At 70.4% G+C, this 13,476-nt stretch carries 13 protein-coding genes; 7 read left to right on the top strand and 6 right to left on the bottom strand.

Going from position 1 to position 13,476, the window contains the following annotated elements; genetic code table 11:
* Positions 1–203 precede the first annotated feature (203 nt).
* Positions 204–1,691, bottom strand: a complete 1,488-nt coding sequence (locus tag ACGFK0_RS16025) for an NAD(P)H-hydrate dehydratase (RefSeq protein ID WP_392905343.1) — start codon at positions 1,689–1,691, stop codon at positions 204–206.
* Between the two features lie 256 nt (positions 1,692–1,947).
* On the opposite strand from ACGFK0_RS16025, the gene ACGFK0_RS16030 reads away from it, so the two are divergent.
* The 3 genes from ACGFK0_RS16030 to ACGFK0_RS16040 all read left to right on the top strand — a co-directional run bounded on the left by ACGFK0_RS16030 (position 1,948) and on the right by ACGFK0_RS16040 (position 3,520).
* Entirely contained in the window at positions 1,948–2,808 is an 861-nt protein-coding gene (locus ACGFK0_RS16030; protein ID WP_392905346.1) for a helix-turn-helix domain-containing protein, read from the top strand.
* A 38-nt stretch (positions 2,809–2,846) separates the two neighbouring features.
* A complete protein-coding gene (locus ACGFK0_RS16035) occupies positions 2,847–3,068 on the top strand; it encodes a DUF397 domain-containing protein (RefSeq protein WP_392905348.1) in 222 nt (73 codons plus the stop codon).
* Positions 3,069–3,313: 245 nt separating this feature from the next.
* On the top strand, positions 3,314–3,520 hold the full coding sequence (locus tag ACGFK0_RS16040; RefSeq protein WP_392905350.1) for a DUF397 domain-containing protein: 207 nt from the start codon (positions 3,314–3,316) through the stop codon (positions 3,518–3,520).
* Between the two features lie 161 nt (positions 3,521–3,681).
* Here ACGFK0_RS16040 and ACGFK0_RS16045 read toward each other — a convergent pair whose 3' ends face one another.
* From ACGFK0_RS16045 to glmS, 3 genes are all read right to left on the bottom strand, one after another.
* Positions 3,682–4,671: an ABC transporter permease gene (locus ACGFK0_RS16045; protein WP_392905352.1), complete on the bottom strand. Its 990-nt coding sequence runs from the start codon at positions 4,669–4,671 to the stop codon at positions 3,682–3,684.
* 7 nt (positions 4,672–4,678) lie between these two features.
* Positions 4,679–5,626, bottom strand: coding sequence for an ATP-binding cassette domain-containing protein (locus ACGFK0_RS16050; RefSeq protein ID WP_392905354.1), 948 nt, complete (start codon positions 5,624–5,626; stop codon positions 4,679–4,681).
* Between the two features lie 101 nt (positions 5,627–5,727).
* Positions 5,728–7,572, bottom strand: a complete 1,845-nt coding sequence (gene glmS / locus ACGFK0_RS16055) for a glutamine--fructose-6-phosphate transaminase (isomerizing) (protein ID WP_392905357.1) — start codon at positions 7,570–7,572, stop codon at positions 5,728–5,730.
* Positions 7,573–7,709: 137 nt separating this feature from the next.
* Here glmS and ACGFK0_RS16060 point away from each other — a divergent pair, with 137 nt between their 5' ends.
* Both ACGFK0_RS16060 and coaA read left to right on the top strand, forming a co-directional pair.
* Positions 7,710–8,915, top strand: a complete 1,206-nt coding sequence (locus tag ACGFK0_RS16060; RefSeq protein ID WP_392905359.1) for an RNA-guided endonuclease InsQ/TnpB family protein — start codon at positions 7,710–7,712, stop codon at positions 8,913–8,915.
* 25 nt (positions 8,916–8,940) lie between these two features.
* The gene (gene coaA / locus ACGFK0_RS16065; protein WP_392905361.1) at positions 8,941–9,885 is read left to right on the top strand and encodes a type I pantothenate kinase; all 945 of its coding nucleotides are present in this window, start codon (positions 8,941–8,943) and stop codon (positions 9,883–9,885) included.
* 70 nt (positions 9,886–9,955) lie between these two features.
* Here coaA and ACGFK0_RS16070 read toward each other — a convergent pair whose 3' ends face one another.
* Together ACGFK0_RS16070 and ACGFK0_RS16075 are read right to left on the bottom strand one after the other, a co-directional pair.
* A complete protein-coding gene (locus ACGFK0_RS16070; RefSeq protein ID WP_392905364.1) occupies positions 9,956–11,326 on the bottom strand; it encodes an alkaline phosphatase PhoX in 1,371 nt (456 codons plus the stop codon).
* A gap of 140 nt (positions 11,327–11,466) precedes the next feature.
* Complete coding sequence (locus ACGFK0_RS16075) at positions 11,467–11,952, bottom strand: MarR family winged helix-turn-helix transcriptional regulator (protein WP_392905367.1); 486 nt, start codon at positions 11,950–11,952, stop codon at positions 11,467–11,469.
* A gap of 50 nt (positions 11,953–12,002) precedes the next feature.
* On the opposite strand from ACGFK0_RS16075, the gene ACGFK0_RS16080 reads away from it, so the two are divergent.
* Together ACGFK0_RS16080 and ACGFK0_RS16085 are read left to right on the top strand one after the other, a co-directional pair.
* Positions 12,003–12,596 carry a YitT family protein gene (locus ACGFK0_RS16080; protein WP_392905370.1) on the top strand — a complete coding sequence of 198 codons (594 nt, stop codon included), beginning with the start codon at positions 12,003–12,005 and terminating at the stop codon, positions 12,594–12,596.
* The gene (locus ACGFK0_RS16085; protein WP_392905372.1) at positions 12,581–13,459 is read left to right on the top strand and encodes an LLM class flavin-dependent oxidoreductase; all 879 of its coding nucleotides are present in this window, start codon (positions 12,581–12,583) and stop codon (positions 13,457–13,459) included. The genes ACGFK0_RS16080 and ACGFK0_RS16085 overlap by 16 nt, the downstream gene beginning before the upstream one ends.
* The last annotated feature ends 17 nt before the right edge of the window (positions 13,460–13,476 follow it).

A 13,476-nucleotide genomic window follows, 5' to 3' on the forward strand; every position in this document is an offset into this window, starting at 1 on the left:
TCGCTCCGAACTCGCCTTGGCGGCTCGCTGCGCGATCAGGTTTCTCGCACGCTCGAAACCTGCCTTCGGACGCGATCGCGGCGGTCCAGGTTGTCGCGGGGTTGCGGCGGTGGCCGAGGTCGGCGGTCCGTACGCACGATCGCGACGGCCGGAAAGCGTAAGGGCAGTGGTCAATTCCGGCAAAGCCGTTCGCCGAGAGGTCTCTAGGACTCGACGCCCTGGTTGAGGTTGCGGAAGGCCACGGGGAGGGCGGTGATCACGTCGTGGGCGCTGATGGGGGAATCGGGGCCGGGGTCGGGGGCGGCGGCGAGGCGGGCGGCGAGGCCGTGGAGGTAGGCGCCGGCGGCGGCGGCGTCGATGGCGGGCATTCCGCCGGCGAGGAGGGCGCCGATGAGGCCGGACAGGACGTCGCCCGTGCCGGCGGTGGCCAGGCGCGGGGTGCCGGTCGGGTTGACTCGGACGGGACGGTCCTGCTCGGCGACCAGGGTCGTGGAGCCCTTGAGCAGGACGGTGGCGGACAGTTCGGCGGCGGCGCGGCGGACGTGTTCGAGGCGCCTGGCTTCGATGTCCTCGCGGCGGGCGCCGATGAGGCGCGACAGCTCACCTGCGTGGGGCGTGAGGACGGTCGGGGCGGCGCGGCGCAGCAGGTCGCGGCGGCGGGACAGGACGGTGAGGCCGTCGGCGTCCACGAGCGCGGGCAGCTCGGTGGTGAGGACGGCCTCCAGGAGCGACTCGCCGGCGTCGCCGGTGCCGAGGCCGGGGCCGACGACCCACGCCTGGACACGGCCGACGCGGTCGAGGATCGCGGGACCGCCGGAGCCCGGCTCGATGACCGTGGTGACGGCCTCGGGCCAGCGGTGCCGGACGAGTTCGACCGGGTGGGCGACGGAGGCGAAGCGGACCATGCCGGCGCCGCCGCGGACGGCGCCGCCCGTGGTGAGGACGGCGGCTCCGGTGAACTCGTCGCCGCCGGCGAGGACGCCGACGACGCCGCGGCGGTACTTGTCGGACTCGGAGCCGGGCTCGGGCGGCTGGACGTCGTCCGGGCGGGCGGCGACGACGTCGGGGTCGGGGAGGTCGGGGCCGAGTCCGATGTCGACCAGTTCGACCACACCGCAGTGGGACGCGCCCGGGTCGATCAGGAGGCCCGGCTTGTGCGTCCCGAAGGTGACGGTCACGTCGGCGTGGACGGCGGCTCCGTCGACGCGGCCGGTGCTCGCGTCCACGCCGCTCGGGACGTCGCAGGCGACGACGAGGCCGGTCGACGCGGAGGCCAGCGCGGCGTACCGGGCGTGGGGTTCGCGGAGGCCGCCCGTCCCGCCGATTCCGGTCAGCCCGTCGATGATCAGGTCGGCGTCGTCGATGGCGGCGGCCTCGCCGCCGGGCAGGACGCGGCCGCCGGCGGCGCGCAGGGCCGCGAGACCGCCGGGGTGGATCTTGGAGCCGGCCTGGACGACCTGCACGCGGGAGCCGCGCCGGGCGAGGCGGGCCCCGGCGTAGAGGGCGTCGCCGCCGTTGTCGCCGCCGCCGACGAGCAGGACGACGCGTGCCCCGTACACGGCGGGCAGGAGCCGGGTGCAGACGGACGCGAGGCCGGCGGCGGCGCGCTGCATCAGGGCACCGGCGGGGAGCCGGGCCATCAGGGCCTGCTCGGCCGTCCGTACCTTGCCGACCTCGTGCGCGTACCTCATCCGCGGCTCCCCAAGTCGATCACACACGTAGCGTGCCACGCGGAGGCTCTCCGCAATCCCGCTTCCCCGTTCTCGCAGGGTGACGGACCCGCGCGAGTGGCATTTGTACGTTGCACTGCAAGTTTCGGTGTCATGTGCGGGAGAGAACCATCGGCCGTAGAATCTTCCTCATCCGGTCCGATGTATTCGCACTGCGGCACTCCGGTGCGGCAGAATGCGCCCAGATCAGTCCGCCGGGACTGGAGAGGCCCGATCAATGAGCACTTCCCGAGGTCCCTCCGTCCGGCAACGGCGGCTGGCGGCCGAACTTCGGAGACTGCGCGAGCGGAAGGGGCTCACGGGAGACGAGGTCGCCGATCGGCTGACCTGGTCGACCGCCAAGGTCAGCCGGATCGAGAACGCGCGGACCGGCGCGAAGATCAGCGACGTGCGACGTCTCCTCGACCTGTACGAGATCGACGATGCCCGCCGCGACGACCTCGTCTCCCTGGCGCACGACGCCGCCCAACGGGGATGGTGGGAGGAATACCGCGACCTGCCGAGCGAACTCGCCGACTTCATCGCGCTGGAGTCCGAGGCCACGGCCGTCAGGGAATGGGGCAGCACCGTCTTCCCCGGCCTGCTGCAGACCGAGAGTTACGCGCGGCACGTGATCGGTGGCTGGAGCGACCTCGCGACCCTGCCGCCACAGGAACTCGAACGCCGGCTGGACGTGCGAATGCGGCGGCGGGACCTGTTGCACCGGGCCCATCCGCTGGAACTGTCGGTCGTTCTCGACGAGGCGGTTCTCAAGCGCCGGATCGGGGACCAGAAGGTGATGCGCGAGCAGCTTGAACATCTGTGCCGGATGACCGAGCTTCCGCATGTGAAGGTACAGATCCTGCCTTTGGACGTGACACACTCGGTGTTGGCGGAGTCGTTTATCCTGCTGGAATTCTCACCGGTGCACGACATCGTTTTCCCTGATATCGTGCACACCGAATCCCTGACAATCAGCCACTTTGCGGATGAGACTGTTACGTATATGTACAGGCTCGCCTATACAAGCTTGGCCACTCAGGCCTTGGACGCCTCCGAATCACGGCGACGCATCACCGAGGCCAGAGACGCCTGGTGAGGCCCGCAAAGGGGCTCAATCCTTGTGAAAGGCACCGAGTGTCCCCTTTCGCCACTCCTGCTCCGCAATGGAGGAGAAGCGCCCACTGCGGGGCGAGTAACACGTGCGTCGAAGTCGCCACACTGGACGGTTCGTCCCATTCCATTGGGGCGCGTGACGCCAAGCACGGCACGCAGAGCCCGGTCCTGTCGTTCTCCCAGGGAGAGTGGCAGGAGTTCGTCGGACGAGCCAAGAAGGGCGAATTCGATTTGCGCCGATGAGACGCGGCCAGAGCCCGGCCGCCGCCCGCTGAGGGCACGGTAGGGCGCCGCGGTGGACGAGCCGGGTCCACGCCGGACTCGGCTCGTTGCTCCCCCAGCCGAAACTCTGCTTCTACCTCGTCACTCCTGTCACCCGCGCACCGTACTGACCGCAGGTGATCAGGAGTTTTTTGCGATCTTGTTACCTTGTGTCTGGCACCGGCAGCGCGGCCGAGAGCAATGCAACTTTCAAGGCAGGAGCCGGCATGAGTTTGGTCCATGGGACACTGCCCGCCCGATGGAGAAGGAGCTCCCGATGCGCCAGCAACGGCTGCGTCGAGGTCGCACGACTGGACGACGAGGCGATATCCGTGCGGGACACCGAGGACACCGCCACTCGCCTCGCGTTCGGCCTCGATGAATGGCGCAGGTTCACCGAGCACATCAGGGCGGGCCGTTTCGACCGCCCCTGAAAGCGTCTCTGCAAGTTTCACTTCGACTGAGAATTCCAGCTCAATCGGAGAATTGCACGCAGTGTCGATAAATGCGTTCGGCCGCGGTTGGCGCTGAACATTTTCACGTCGGTCGCGGTGCTGCCGGGCTATTTTGTCTTCGTGATCGTACCGGCCCGGTTTCAGGCCACGCGGACGCCCTTCGGAACGCGGTAAAGGGGCGTGCGCAGCCGGGTGGCCGTCAGGCAGATAGCACCGGCGGCGAGAAACAGGTCGAACAGCAGCCCGTACTGCCAGACGGAACCGCCCTCGCCCCGGTCGGATCCGTGGTGGCCGCCGTCCCCTTCGCGGATGTCGCGCACCTCGCGGCTGAGCCCGCCGAGCGGATCGTTCGACGGCGACCGCATGTACCTCACGTCGCCGGCGATGATCTCGCGCTCGGGCAGCCTCGGCGCCGCGTCGGCCAGGACGACCACGGGGTTGGGCGCGAGCAGCCACCAGACGCGCTCGGTGTGCTCGATCGTCTCCCCGTGGACGCCGTACGCGGACTCCACCCGGCGGTGCTCCGCGGTGACCGGAACCGCGATCATGAACAGCAGCGGCGTGCCCGCCAGCAGCCCGAAGACCGTCAGGTACGACATCAGCACCGAGGTGATGCTCCGCGCCAGCAGCGCCGACCACGCCTGCGACACCGCGCAGACCACGCCGATGAGCAGGGCCATGACGGTGAGGACGACCAGGGCGCGCCCCACGCCGACCGCGCCCTCGGCCACCGGCCACAGCACGCACGGCAGCGTCAGCAGCAGCGTGACCAGGCCCGTCCCCCACGCGGCGGCGAGCTTGCCGAGCGCGATCTCCCAGGGCGTGAGCCGGGTGACCTGCAGCGTGGCGAGCGTCCCGCGCTCCCGGTCCCCGTTGATCGACTGGCCGCTGAGCGCGGGGGTGATCAGCAGCGTCAGCACGAGCACGCCGAACAGGACGCTGCCGAACATCGGAACGCCCGGCTCGCCGAACTCCCTCGACGTGTCATCGGCCTCCAGCGCCAGCCGCAGCAGCAGCCCGAGCCCGTTGACGGTGACGAACCAGATGGCCAGCAGCGTCTTCCAGCGGCCCGTCCGCAGCCGGGTCCTGATCTCCTGCCGTGCCACCAGGCCGATTCCGCGCGCGGTCATGGCGGGTTCACCTCCGGTTGCCGGTCATCGCCAGGTAGGCCGATTCGAGTGCGCTGCCCGCGGGTGCCAGGCCGGTGACGGGCACGTCCGCGGCGACCAGGTCGGCCAGCAGCCCGGCCGCCTCGGTCTCGGTGAGCGGGCCGACCTCGGCGCCGCCCGGCAGGTCGCTGAGGGGTTCCAGGTCCGTCCGCCCGCCGAGGGTCCGGGTCAGCGCGTCGGCGAGCAGGCCCGGGGCGAGCGAGCGGATCCGCCAGCGGACGCGGGCCGCCATGCCGGCGAGGTCCGCCATGGCGTGGTCCCCCGCCGTCCGGCCGTGGTCGACCAGGACGACCCGGTCGGCGATCTCCTCCAGCTCGCTGAGGATGTGGCTCGACACCAGCACCGCGACCCCGTCCGCCGCTAGCGACCGCAGCAGGTCGCGCAGCTCGATGCGCGAGCGCGGGTCGAGGCCGGACGCGGGCTCGTCCAGCAGCAGGACCCGGGGCTGGTGCACGAGGGCGCGCGCCAGCCCGAGCCGCTGCTTCTGCCCGCGCGACAGGGCGTGGACGGGCTGCCCGAGGCGGTCGTCCAAGTGGACGAGGCTGAGCAGCGCCCTGAGCCGCCGGAGACGCTCCGCCTTCGGCAGCCCGTAGGCGTCGGCGAAGAACGCCAGATACTCGTCCACGGTGAGCTGGTCGTACACGCCGAACGTGTCCGGCATCCAGCCGAGCGCGTCGCGGGCCCTGCCGGGCTCGGTGAGCGCGTCATGCCCCGCGATCCGCACGGTGCCCCGGTCGGGCGCCAGCAGCGTCGCGAGGATGAGCAGAAGCGTCGTCTTGCCCGCGCCGTTCGGCCCGACAAGCGCCGTGACCTGCCCGTACGGGACGGTGAGGTCGAGGCCGCGCAGGGCCTGCACGGGCCCGAAGTCCCGCACCACCCCGCGTGCCTCGATCCCGAGATCGTCGTGTCCTGACACCCGTCACCTCCCGACGCGGGGCCGATCCCGATTTTCTTGGGACGCGCCCCACCGCCGGGAGGTTCCGGGACGACCCGGACGACGCAGGTGAAGCCGGGCGGCTACTCGACCGTCACGGACTTGGCGAGGTTGCGGGGCTGGTCGACGTCATGGCCCTTCGCGGTGGCCAGTTCGCACGCGAACACCTGCAGCGGGACGGTCGTGACCAGCGGCTGGAGCAGCGTCGGAACGGCGGGCACGCTGATCAGCGTGTCGGCGTACGGCTTGACCGACTCGTCGCCCTCCTCCGCGATCACGATGGTGCGGGCGCCCCGCGCCCGGATCTCCTGGATGTTCGACACGATCTTGTCGTGCAGGACCTCCCGCGCGCGCGGCGGCACGACGACCACCACCGGCAGGCCCTCCTCGATGAGCGCGATCGGGCCGTGCTTCAGTTCCCCGGCGGCGAAGCCCTCGGCGTGCATGTACGCGAGTTCCTTCAGCTTCAGCGCGCCTTCGAGCGCGACGGGGAAGCCCACGTGCCGGCCGAGGAACAGCACGCAATGCTCGTCCGACAGCGACCGGGCCAGCTCGCGGACCGGCCCCATCGTCTCCAGGACCTTCTCCACCTTCTCCGGCATCCGCTCCAGGAGCTGCACCATGGCGAACACCTCGTCCCCCCACTTGGTGCCGCGCACCTGCGCGATGTAGAGCGCGATGAGGTAGACGGCGACGAGCTGGGTGAGGAACGCCTTCGTCGACGCGACCGCGATCTCCGGCCCGGCGTGCGTGTACAGGACGCCGTCGCATTCGCGCGGCAGCGTCGAGCCGTTGACGTTGCAGATGCCGAGGAGCTTGGCCTTCTGCTCCCGCGCGTGCCGGACGGCCATCAGCGCGTCCATCGTCTCCCCCGACTGGGAGATCGCGATGACCAGCGTCGTCGGGGACAGGATCGGGTCCCGGTAGCGGAACTCGCTGGCGAGCTCCACCTCGCAGGGCAGCCCCGCCCAGTGCTCGATCGCGTACTTGGCGATGAGCCCGGCGTGGTAGGACGTCCCGCACGCCACGATGATGATCTTGTCGACCTCGCGCAGCTCCCGGTCGGGGATGCGCATCTCGTCCAGGTGGAGCCGGCCGTCGGTGCCGATCCGGCCGAGCAGGGTGTCCGCGACGGCCCGCGGCTGCTCGGCGATCTCCTTGAGCATGAAGTAGTCGTAGCCGCCCTTTTCCGCGGCCGACACGTCCCAGTCGACGTGGTACTCCTTCACCTCGGCGGGACGTCCTTCGAAGTCGGTGACGGTCACCCCGCCGGCGCGCAGCTCGACGACCTGGTCCTGGCCGAGCTCGATCGCGTCCCGGGTGTGCGCGATGAACGCCGCGACGTCGCTGGCGAGGAAGTTCTCGCCGTCGCCGACCCCGACGACCAGCGGGGAGTTCCGGCGGGCGCCCACCACGAGGTCGGCGTCGCCGGTGTGCACCGCGACGAGCGTGAACGCGCCCTCCAGCCGGCGGCAGACGCGGCGCATCGCCTCGGCGAGGTCGCCGCCCGCCTTCAGCTCGTCCTCCAGCAGGTGCGCGACCGCCTCGGTGTCGGTGTCGGAGACGAGCCCGTGCCCGGCCTCCTGCAGCTCCGCCCGCAGCTCGGCGAAGTTCTCGATGATCCCGTTGTGGATCACCGCGACGGACCCGGTGCAGTCGACGTGCGGATGCGCGTTCCGGTCGTTCGGCGCGCCATGCGTCGCCCACCGCGTGTGCCCCATGCCGAGTGTCCCGGCGGGCGGCGGCTCCTCCTCCAGGGCGCCCCGGAGGTTCACGAGCTTGCCCGCGCGCTTGGCCGTCGCCAGCTTCCCGTCGGCCAGCACGGCCACCCCGGCCGAGTCGTAGCCGCGGTACTCCAGCCGCGCCAACCCCTCCACGACCACGTCCAACGCCGGCCGGCCGCCTACGTACCCCACGATTCCGCACATGGCGGCAACTCTATTCGGTGTCCTCCCCAGGACCTACCTACAAGGGGCCGTAGACGATGGCACAGCCCGCACGCCCGAGGGGGACCGAGGAAGCGAACCACTTACCGATCATGGTTCGGTCATGTAAGGTTTCGGTCATGCGCACGGCGTACAAGGTACGGGTCTACCCCACTCCGGATCAGGCTGCAGCCCTGAACCGCACCTTCGGCTGTGTGCGCCTAGTGTGGAACAGGGTGCTGGCCTGGCGGCATGGCCGCTACCACACAGAAGGTGTTTCCACGTCCTACCCTGAGTCCGATCGGTATCTGACCGACCTCAAACGCGATCCCGGGCTGACATTCCTGACGGAAGTGTCGTCCGTGCCATTGCAGCAGGGGCTGCGGCATCAACACACCGCGTTCGTCAACTTCTACGCTGGGCGCGCTCGCTACCCCCGCTACAAGTCACGGCATGGTCGCCAGTCGGCGACCTACACCCGCTCGGCGTTCCGCTGGAGGGAGGGGCGGCTGTATCTGGCCAAGATGCTGGACGCTCCCTTGGAATTCGTATGGTCATGGCCCGATGTGGACCCGGCCACCCTCGCTCCGACCACAGTGACGATCTCCCGCAACCCCGACGGCCGCTTCTACGCCAGCTTCGCTATAGAGACCGACTCAGAACCCGAAGCGTTCCCGAGGACCGGCAGCGCCGTCGGGGTCGATCTCGGAGTAAGGGAGTTCGCGGTCCTGTCGACCGGCCAGAAGATCGCCAACCCACGCCCGCTGGCCAAGCGGGAACGCAATCTTGCCCGTTACCAACGGCGCATGGCCCGTAAGCAGCACGGATCGGCGAACCGCGCCAAGGCCAAAACCAAGGTCGCCCGTGCCCACAGCAAGGTTCGTGATACCCGCAAGGACTTCCTGCACCGCACCTCAGCACAGATCGTCCGCGACCACGACGTGATCGTGGTTGAGGACCTCAACGTGCGGGGGATGGTCCAGAATCGCACGCTGGCCAAGTGCATCTCCGACTGCGGATGGGGCGAGTTCCGCCGCCAGCTCACTTACAAGAGTCAACGGGCCGGCCGGACTCTGATCGTGATCGATCGCTGGTATCCGTCCTCCAAGACATGCTCGGCGTGCGGATTCCTGCTCGCCGAGCTCTCTCGCGAAACCCGGACGTGGCGATGCCCGTCCTGCGGCACCCGGCACGACCGGGATGTCAACGCCGCGAAGAACATCCTGGCGGCTGGTCAAGCCGTGTCGGCCTGTGGAGCTGATGTGAGACCGCGAGGGACCCCCCTTCGGCCATCGGCCGCGAAGCAGGAAACCTCACCCGTGAGGGGGAGAATCCCCCTCTTATGAGGGGGAGGAAGTCAATGTTTCAGTCATGACGAGCGGCGGATGGGACAGCGTGCCGAGCCCCTACGTGGAACTCTCCCGTGAAGCCTGGCGCGGCCTGCGCGAGAACACGCCCCTGCCGCTCACGCCCGGTGAGTTGGAGGCACTGCGCGGGCTCAAGGACCCGATCGACATCACCGAGGTCGAGGAGGTCTACCTTCCGCTGTCCCGGCTGCTGAACCTGTTCTTCCTGTCGGACGGGCGCCTGCGCGACACCGTCAGCGGCTTCGTCGGCGGCGAGGTGCAGCCCACCCCGTTCATCATCGGGATCGCGGGCAGCGTCGCGGTCGGCAAGTCCACCACGTCCCGGCTGCTGCGCACGCTGCTCGCCCGCTGGCCCGAGCATCCGACGGTGGAGCTGGTCACCACCGACAGCTTCCTGTACCCGAACGCGATCCTCTCCGAGCGCGGCATCATGGACCGCAAGGGCTTCCCCGAGTCCTACGACCGCCGCTCCCTCGTCCGGTTCGTCTCCGCCATCAAGTCGGGCGCGGACGAGCACGCGATCCCGGTGTACTCGCATCTGGAGTACGACGTCGTCCCGGGTGCGACGCAGACCGTCCGGCGTCCCGACATCCTGATCGTCGAGGGCCTGAACGTCCTGCAGGCGCCGCCCGCCGGCAGCCTCGGCGTGTCCGACTTCTTCGACTTCTCCATCTACGTGGACGCCCGCGTCGAGGACATCCGGCAGTGGTACATCGACCGGCTGTTCGCGCTGCGCCGCACCGCGTTCACCGACCCGCGCTCGTACTTCCACAAGTACGCGCACGAACTGGACGAGGACGAGACCGCCGCGTTCGCGCAGCGCGTCTGGCGGGACGTCAACGAGATCAACCTCGTCTCCAACATCCTGCCGACCCGCGCCCGCGCCACCATCGTCCTGCACAAGGACAGGGAGCACTCCGTCCAGCGAGTCCGCCTGCGGCGCATCTGAGCCCGGCGACTCGCGGCGAGCCGGTGCCGTCCGGTTCGTATGACCCCCGGCATGCCGCGAGTGAGCGGGGTCAGTAGCGGTTCCAGGGGCCGGTGATCGCGAACGTCGTGCCCGGATCGTAGACGTTCACGTACATCGTCCGGCCGCCTCCGCAGAACGTGACGCCCGCGAACTCGCCCCACTCGGGCTCGGCGTCCGTCCCGATGTTCTGCCGGTTCCGGGCCATGGCGTACACCTCGCGGCGGCGGGTCACCCCGTACACGTGCTGCGCGCCGCCGCCGTCCTCGCACACCATCAGCCCGCCGTGCGGCGCGAGGCAGATGTTGTCGGGCGACTCGCCCGGCATCTGCACGTCGGTGTCCGGGCCGAACACGATCACGAGGGTCAGCCGCCGGCTCCGCGGCTCGTACGACCACACCTGCCCGAAGTGATCGGCGCCCGACCCCTCGTCCTTACGCGCGAAGCTCGTCACGAAGTAGACGCGGTCGCCGCCCCAGTAGCAGCCCTCCAGCTTCTGCGCGTGCGTGACGCCGCCGCGCCCGAAGTCCTGCAACCGGATCGGGGTCTCCTTCGCGAGCGGATCGGGCACCCGCTCCCATCCGACGTGGTGGAACACGGTGCCGGGCTCCTGCACCACCGACAGGTCCGGGACGCCGGGGACGCGCATCGCCTCCAGCCGCCCGCCGGCCCGCAGGCTCCCGAACCCGCCGCGAGGGCTCCTCGGCCGGAACCGGTAGAACAGCCCGAATGGGCTGTCGAACGCGTCCTCGGTCTCGTACACGGTCCCGTCGCGCGGGTCGACGGCGATCGCCTCGTGCTGGAACCGCCCCATCGCGGTCAGCGGCTCGGGAACGGTGCGGCCCTGCCGGTACGGGTCGACCTCGAAGATGAACCCGTGGTCCTTGGTGAAGTCCCCGGTGCCCGCCTTGTCCTCGTTCTCCTCGCAGGTCAGCCAGGTGTGCCATGGGGTCGGGCCGCCCGCGCAGTTCACCGCCGTCCCCGCGATCGCGACCCGCTCGGTCTGCACCCGCCCGCCGTGGCCGACCTCCAGCGCGGTGCAGCCGCCGAGGGCCCCCGGGTCGTAGGTGACGCCCTTGACCGGCGGCACCCGGTGCTCGGCGTCCGGGCGGTTCTCATGGTTGCGGACGAGCCAGGTGCGTCCCCTCGCGGGGAAGGCGGCCATGCCGTCGAAGTTGCTCGGCACCGTCCCCTCCCCCGAACGCAGCGGCTCCCCCTCGCGGGACAGGACGGTGTATCGGAACCCGCGCGGCAGGTCCAGCACACCCTTCGGGTCGGGCACCAGCGGCCCGTACCCCTCACGGCCGCCGATCGGCGCGGCGGCCGCGTCACCGGCGAACAGTTCCTCGACGGCGCCGGTGAAGGCGATCCCCACCCCCACCGCACCCGTCCCGGCCAGGACCCGGCGGCGCGAGACCGACATGAGCACACTCCCTGGTGGACGATCAAAGACCTTCCACGGCCGTTGTAACACGCGTCACAGCACAGGCATATGGCAGACCTGCACAGTCCCCCCGAACCCGGAGCGCCCCGGCCGCGTCCGTGGATCGACACAGATTCCGGTCATGAGACCGGGCCCGATCGCTGTGATTCCACGTCGACGAGGTGGGCGACGACCGTGTCGGTCATGGCGGCGAGGGCGTCCACCTGCTCGGGGGTCAGCAGGTCGATGAGGTGGCGCCGCACGGACGCCACGTGACGAGGTGCGGCCTCCTCGATCGTCCGGCGGCCCTCGCCGGTGAGGACGATGACCGCGGCGCGGCCGTCGGCGGGACTGGTGTCGCGGGCGACCAGCCCGCGCCGCTGCATCCGGGTCACATGGTGCGACAGGCGGCTCGGCGACCAGCGCATGTGCGCGGCGAGGTCGGTCAGCCGCATCCGGGCGCCGGGCGTCTCGGAGAGGTTCGACAGCACGTCGTAGTCGGCCTCCGACAGGCCCGAGTCGGCCGCCAGGTCGCCGGCGAGCTGCCGGTCGAGCAGCAGGGACAGGCGCCGGTAGCCGCGCCAGGCGCGGTCTTCGGCGGGGGTGAGCCAGCGCGGTTCGTCCATGGCGCCATCTTATTTGACATGTCATGTACCGCCTCCGTATTTTTTTTGACATGTCAAATAAGTGGCGGCGGCTGGGCGGCCTGTACGCCGGGCTCGTCCTCTTCGGCGTAAGCATCGGGCTGATGGTCCGCGCCGGACTGGGACTCGACCCGTGGGACGTCCTCCACCAGGGCCTCGCCGGACGGACCGGCCTGCCGCTCGGCTGGATCGTCAACCTCACCGCCGTCCTGGTGCTGCTGCTGTGGTTCCCGCTGCGCCAGCGGCCCGGGCTCGGGACGGTCAGCAACGTGATCGTCGTGGGCCTCGCCGTCGACGCGACCCTGGCGGCCGTCGCCGAACCGCACCATCTCGGCTGGCGGGTCGCGTTCCTCGTGACCGCCATCGTCGGCAACGGCGCGGCGACGGGCCTGTACATCGGCGCGGGCCTCGGTCCCGGGCCGCGGGACGGGCTCATGACCGGCCTCGCCGCACGCGGCCACTCGATCCGGGTCATGCGCACCGCGATCGAGGCCACCGTCCTGGTGCTCGGCTGGCTGCTCGGCGGCACCGTCGGAATCGGGACCGTCCTCTACGCGGTGAGCATCGGACCCCTCGCCCAGTTCTTCATCGCCAAACTGGAGGTACGACCATGCGCTACGGCCTGAACATCTCCACCTCGGCCGCCCCCGGCGCCGACCCGGCCGCCGACGCCCGCAAAGCCGAGGAACTCGGCTTCGACTTCGTGTCCGCCTCGGATCACCCCTGCACCGCGCACCCGACCATGGAGACCTGGACGATGCTGTCGTGGATCGCCGCGGCGACGTCCAGGATCGGCGTGGCCACCCGCGTCCTGGGCGTCCCCTACCGCAACCCCGCCATGGTCGCGAAGATGGCCGAGACGCTCGACCGGCTGTCCGGCGGGCGGCTGGTGCTCGGGCTCGGCGGCGGATACTCCGACGACGAGTTCCGCGCCTTCGGCATGCGCGTCCCCACCCCGCGGGACAAGATCGACGGTCTTGAGGAGGCCGTCCGCATCGCCCGCGGCCTGTGGTCCGAACCGGCCTTCACCTTCCGGGGCCGGCTGCACCACACCGACGCGGCCGACCTGGAGCCCAAACCCGGGCGCCGCATCCCGATCTGGCTCGGCACCTTCGGGCCGAGGGCGCTCGACCTCACCGGACGGCTGGCCGACGGGTGGATCCCGTCCCTCGGCTTCGCCCCGCCCGACAAGGCCAGGGCCATGCGAGAGCGCGTCCTGGCCGCCGCCGAAGCCGCCGGCCGGGACCCCGCCGACATCACCTGCGCCTACAACGTCGGCGTCCGCGTCGGCGAGCACGCCGGCGACGAGCCCGGCACGGTGAGCGGCCCACCCGACGCCGTCGTCGAGAGGCTCCTCGGCTTCGCCGCCATGGGCTTCACCACGTTCAACTTCATGCCCACCGGTCCCGGGCCCGGCGAGCAGGCCGAGCGGCTCGCCCAAGAGGTCCTCCCCGAACTCCGCAAGGAGACGACGGCCCCGACCGCGTGACCTCCCACGCCCGCGCC

It is taken from the genome of Spirillospora sp. NPDC048823 (genome assembly GCF_043198445.1).
Classification (GTDB): Bacteria; Actinomycetota; Actinomycetes; order Streptosporangiales; family Streptosporangiaceae; genus Spirillospora.

Excerpts from the sequence above, each read along its gene's own strand:
- ACGFK0_RS16025 (WP_392905343.1), bottom strand. The coding sequence starts at position 1,691 with ATGAGGTACGCGCACGAGGTCGGCAAGGTACGGACGGCCGAGCAGGCC.
- ACGFK0_RS16030 (WP_392905346.1), top strand. The coding sequence starts at position 1,948 with ATGAGCACTTCCCGAGGTCCCTCCGTCCGGCAACGGCGGCTGGCGGCC.
- ACGFK0_RS16040 (WP_392905350.1), top strand. The coding sequence starts at position 3,314 with ATGAGTTTGGTCCATGGGACACTGCCCGCCCGATGGAGAAGGAGCTCC.
- ACGFK0_RS16045 (WP_392905352.1), bottom strand. The coding sequence starts at position 4,671 with ATGACCGCGCGCGGAATCGGCCTGGTGGCACGGCAGGAGATCAGGACC.
- glmS (WP_392905357.1), bottom strand. The coding sequence starts at position 7,572 with ATGTGCGGAATCGTGGGGTACGTAGGCGGCCGGCCGGCGTTGGACGTG.
- ACGFK0_RS16060 (WP_392905359.1), top strand. The coding sequence starts at position 7,710 with ATGCGCACGGCGTACAAGGTACGGGTCTACCCCACTCCGGATCAGGCT.
- coaA (WP_392905361.1), top strand. The coding sequence starts at position 8,941 with ATGACGAGCGGCGGATGGGACAGCGTGCCGAGCCCCTACGTGGAACTC.
- ACGFK0_RS16070 (WP_392905364.1), bottom strand. The coding sequence starts at position 11,326 with ATGTCGGTCTCGCGCCGCCGGGTCCTGGCCGGGACGGGTGCGGTGGGG.
- ACGFK0_RS16075 (WP_392905367.1), bottom strand. The coding sequence starts at position 11,952 with ATGGACGAACCGCGCTGGCTCACCCCCGCCGAAGACCGCGCCTGGCGC.
- ACGFK0_RS16080 (WP_392905370.1), top strand. The coding sequence starts at position 12,003 with ATGTCAAATAAGTGGCGGCGGCTGGGCGGCCTGTACGCCGGGCTCGTC.
- ACGFK0_RS16085 (WP_392905372.1), top strand. The coding sequence starts at position 12,581 with ATGCGCTACGGCCTGAACATCTCCACCTCGGCCGCCCCCGGCGCCGAC.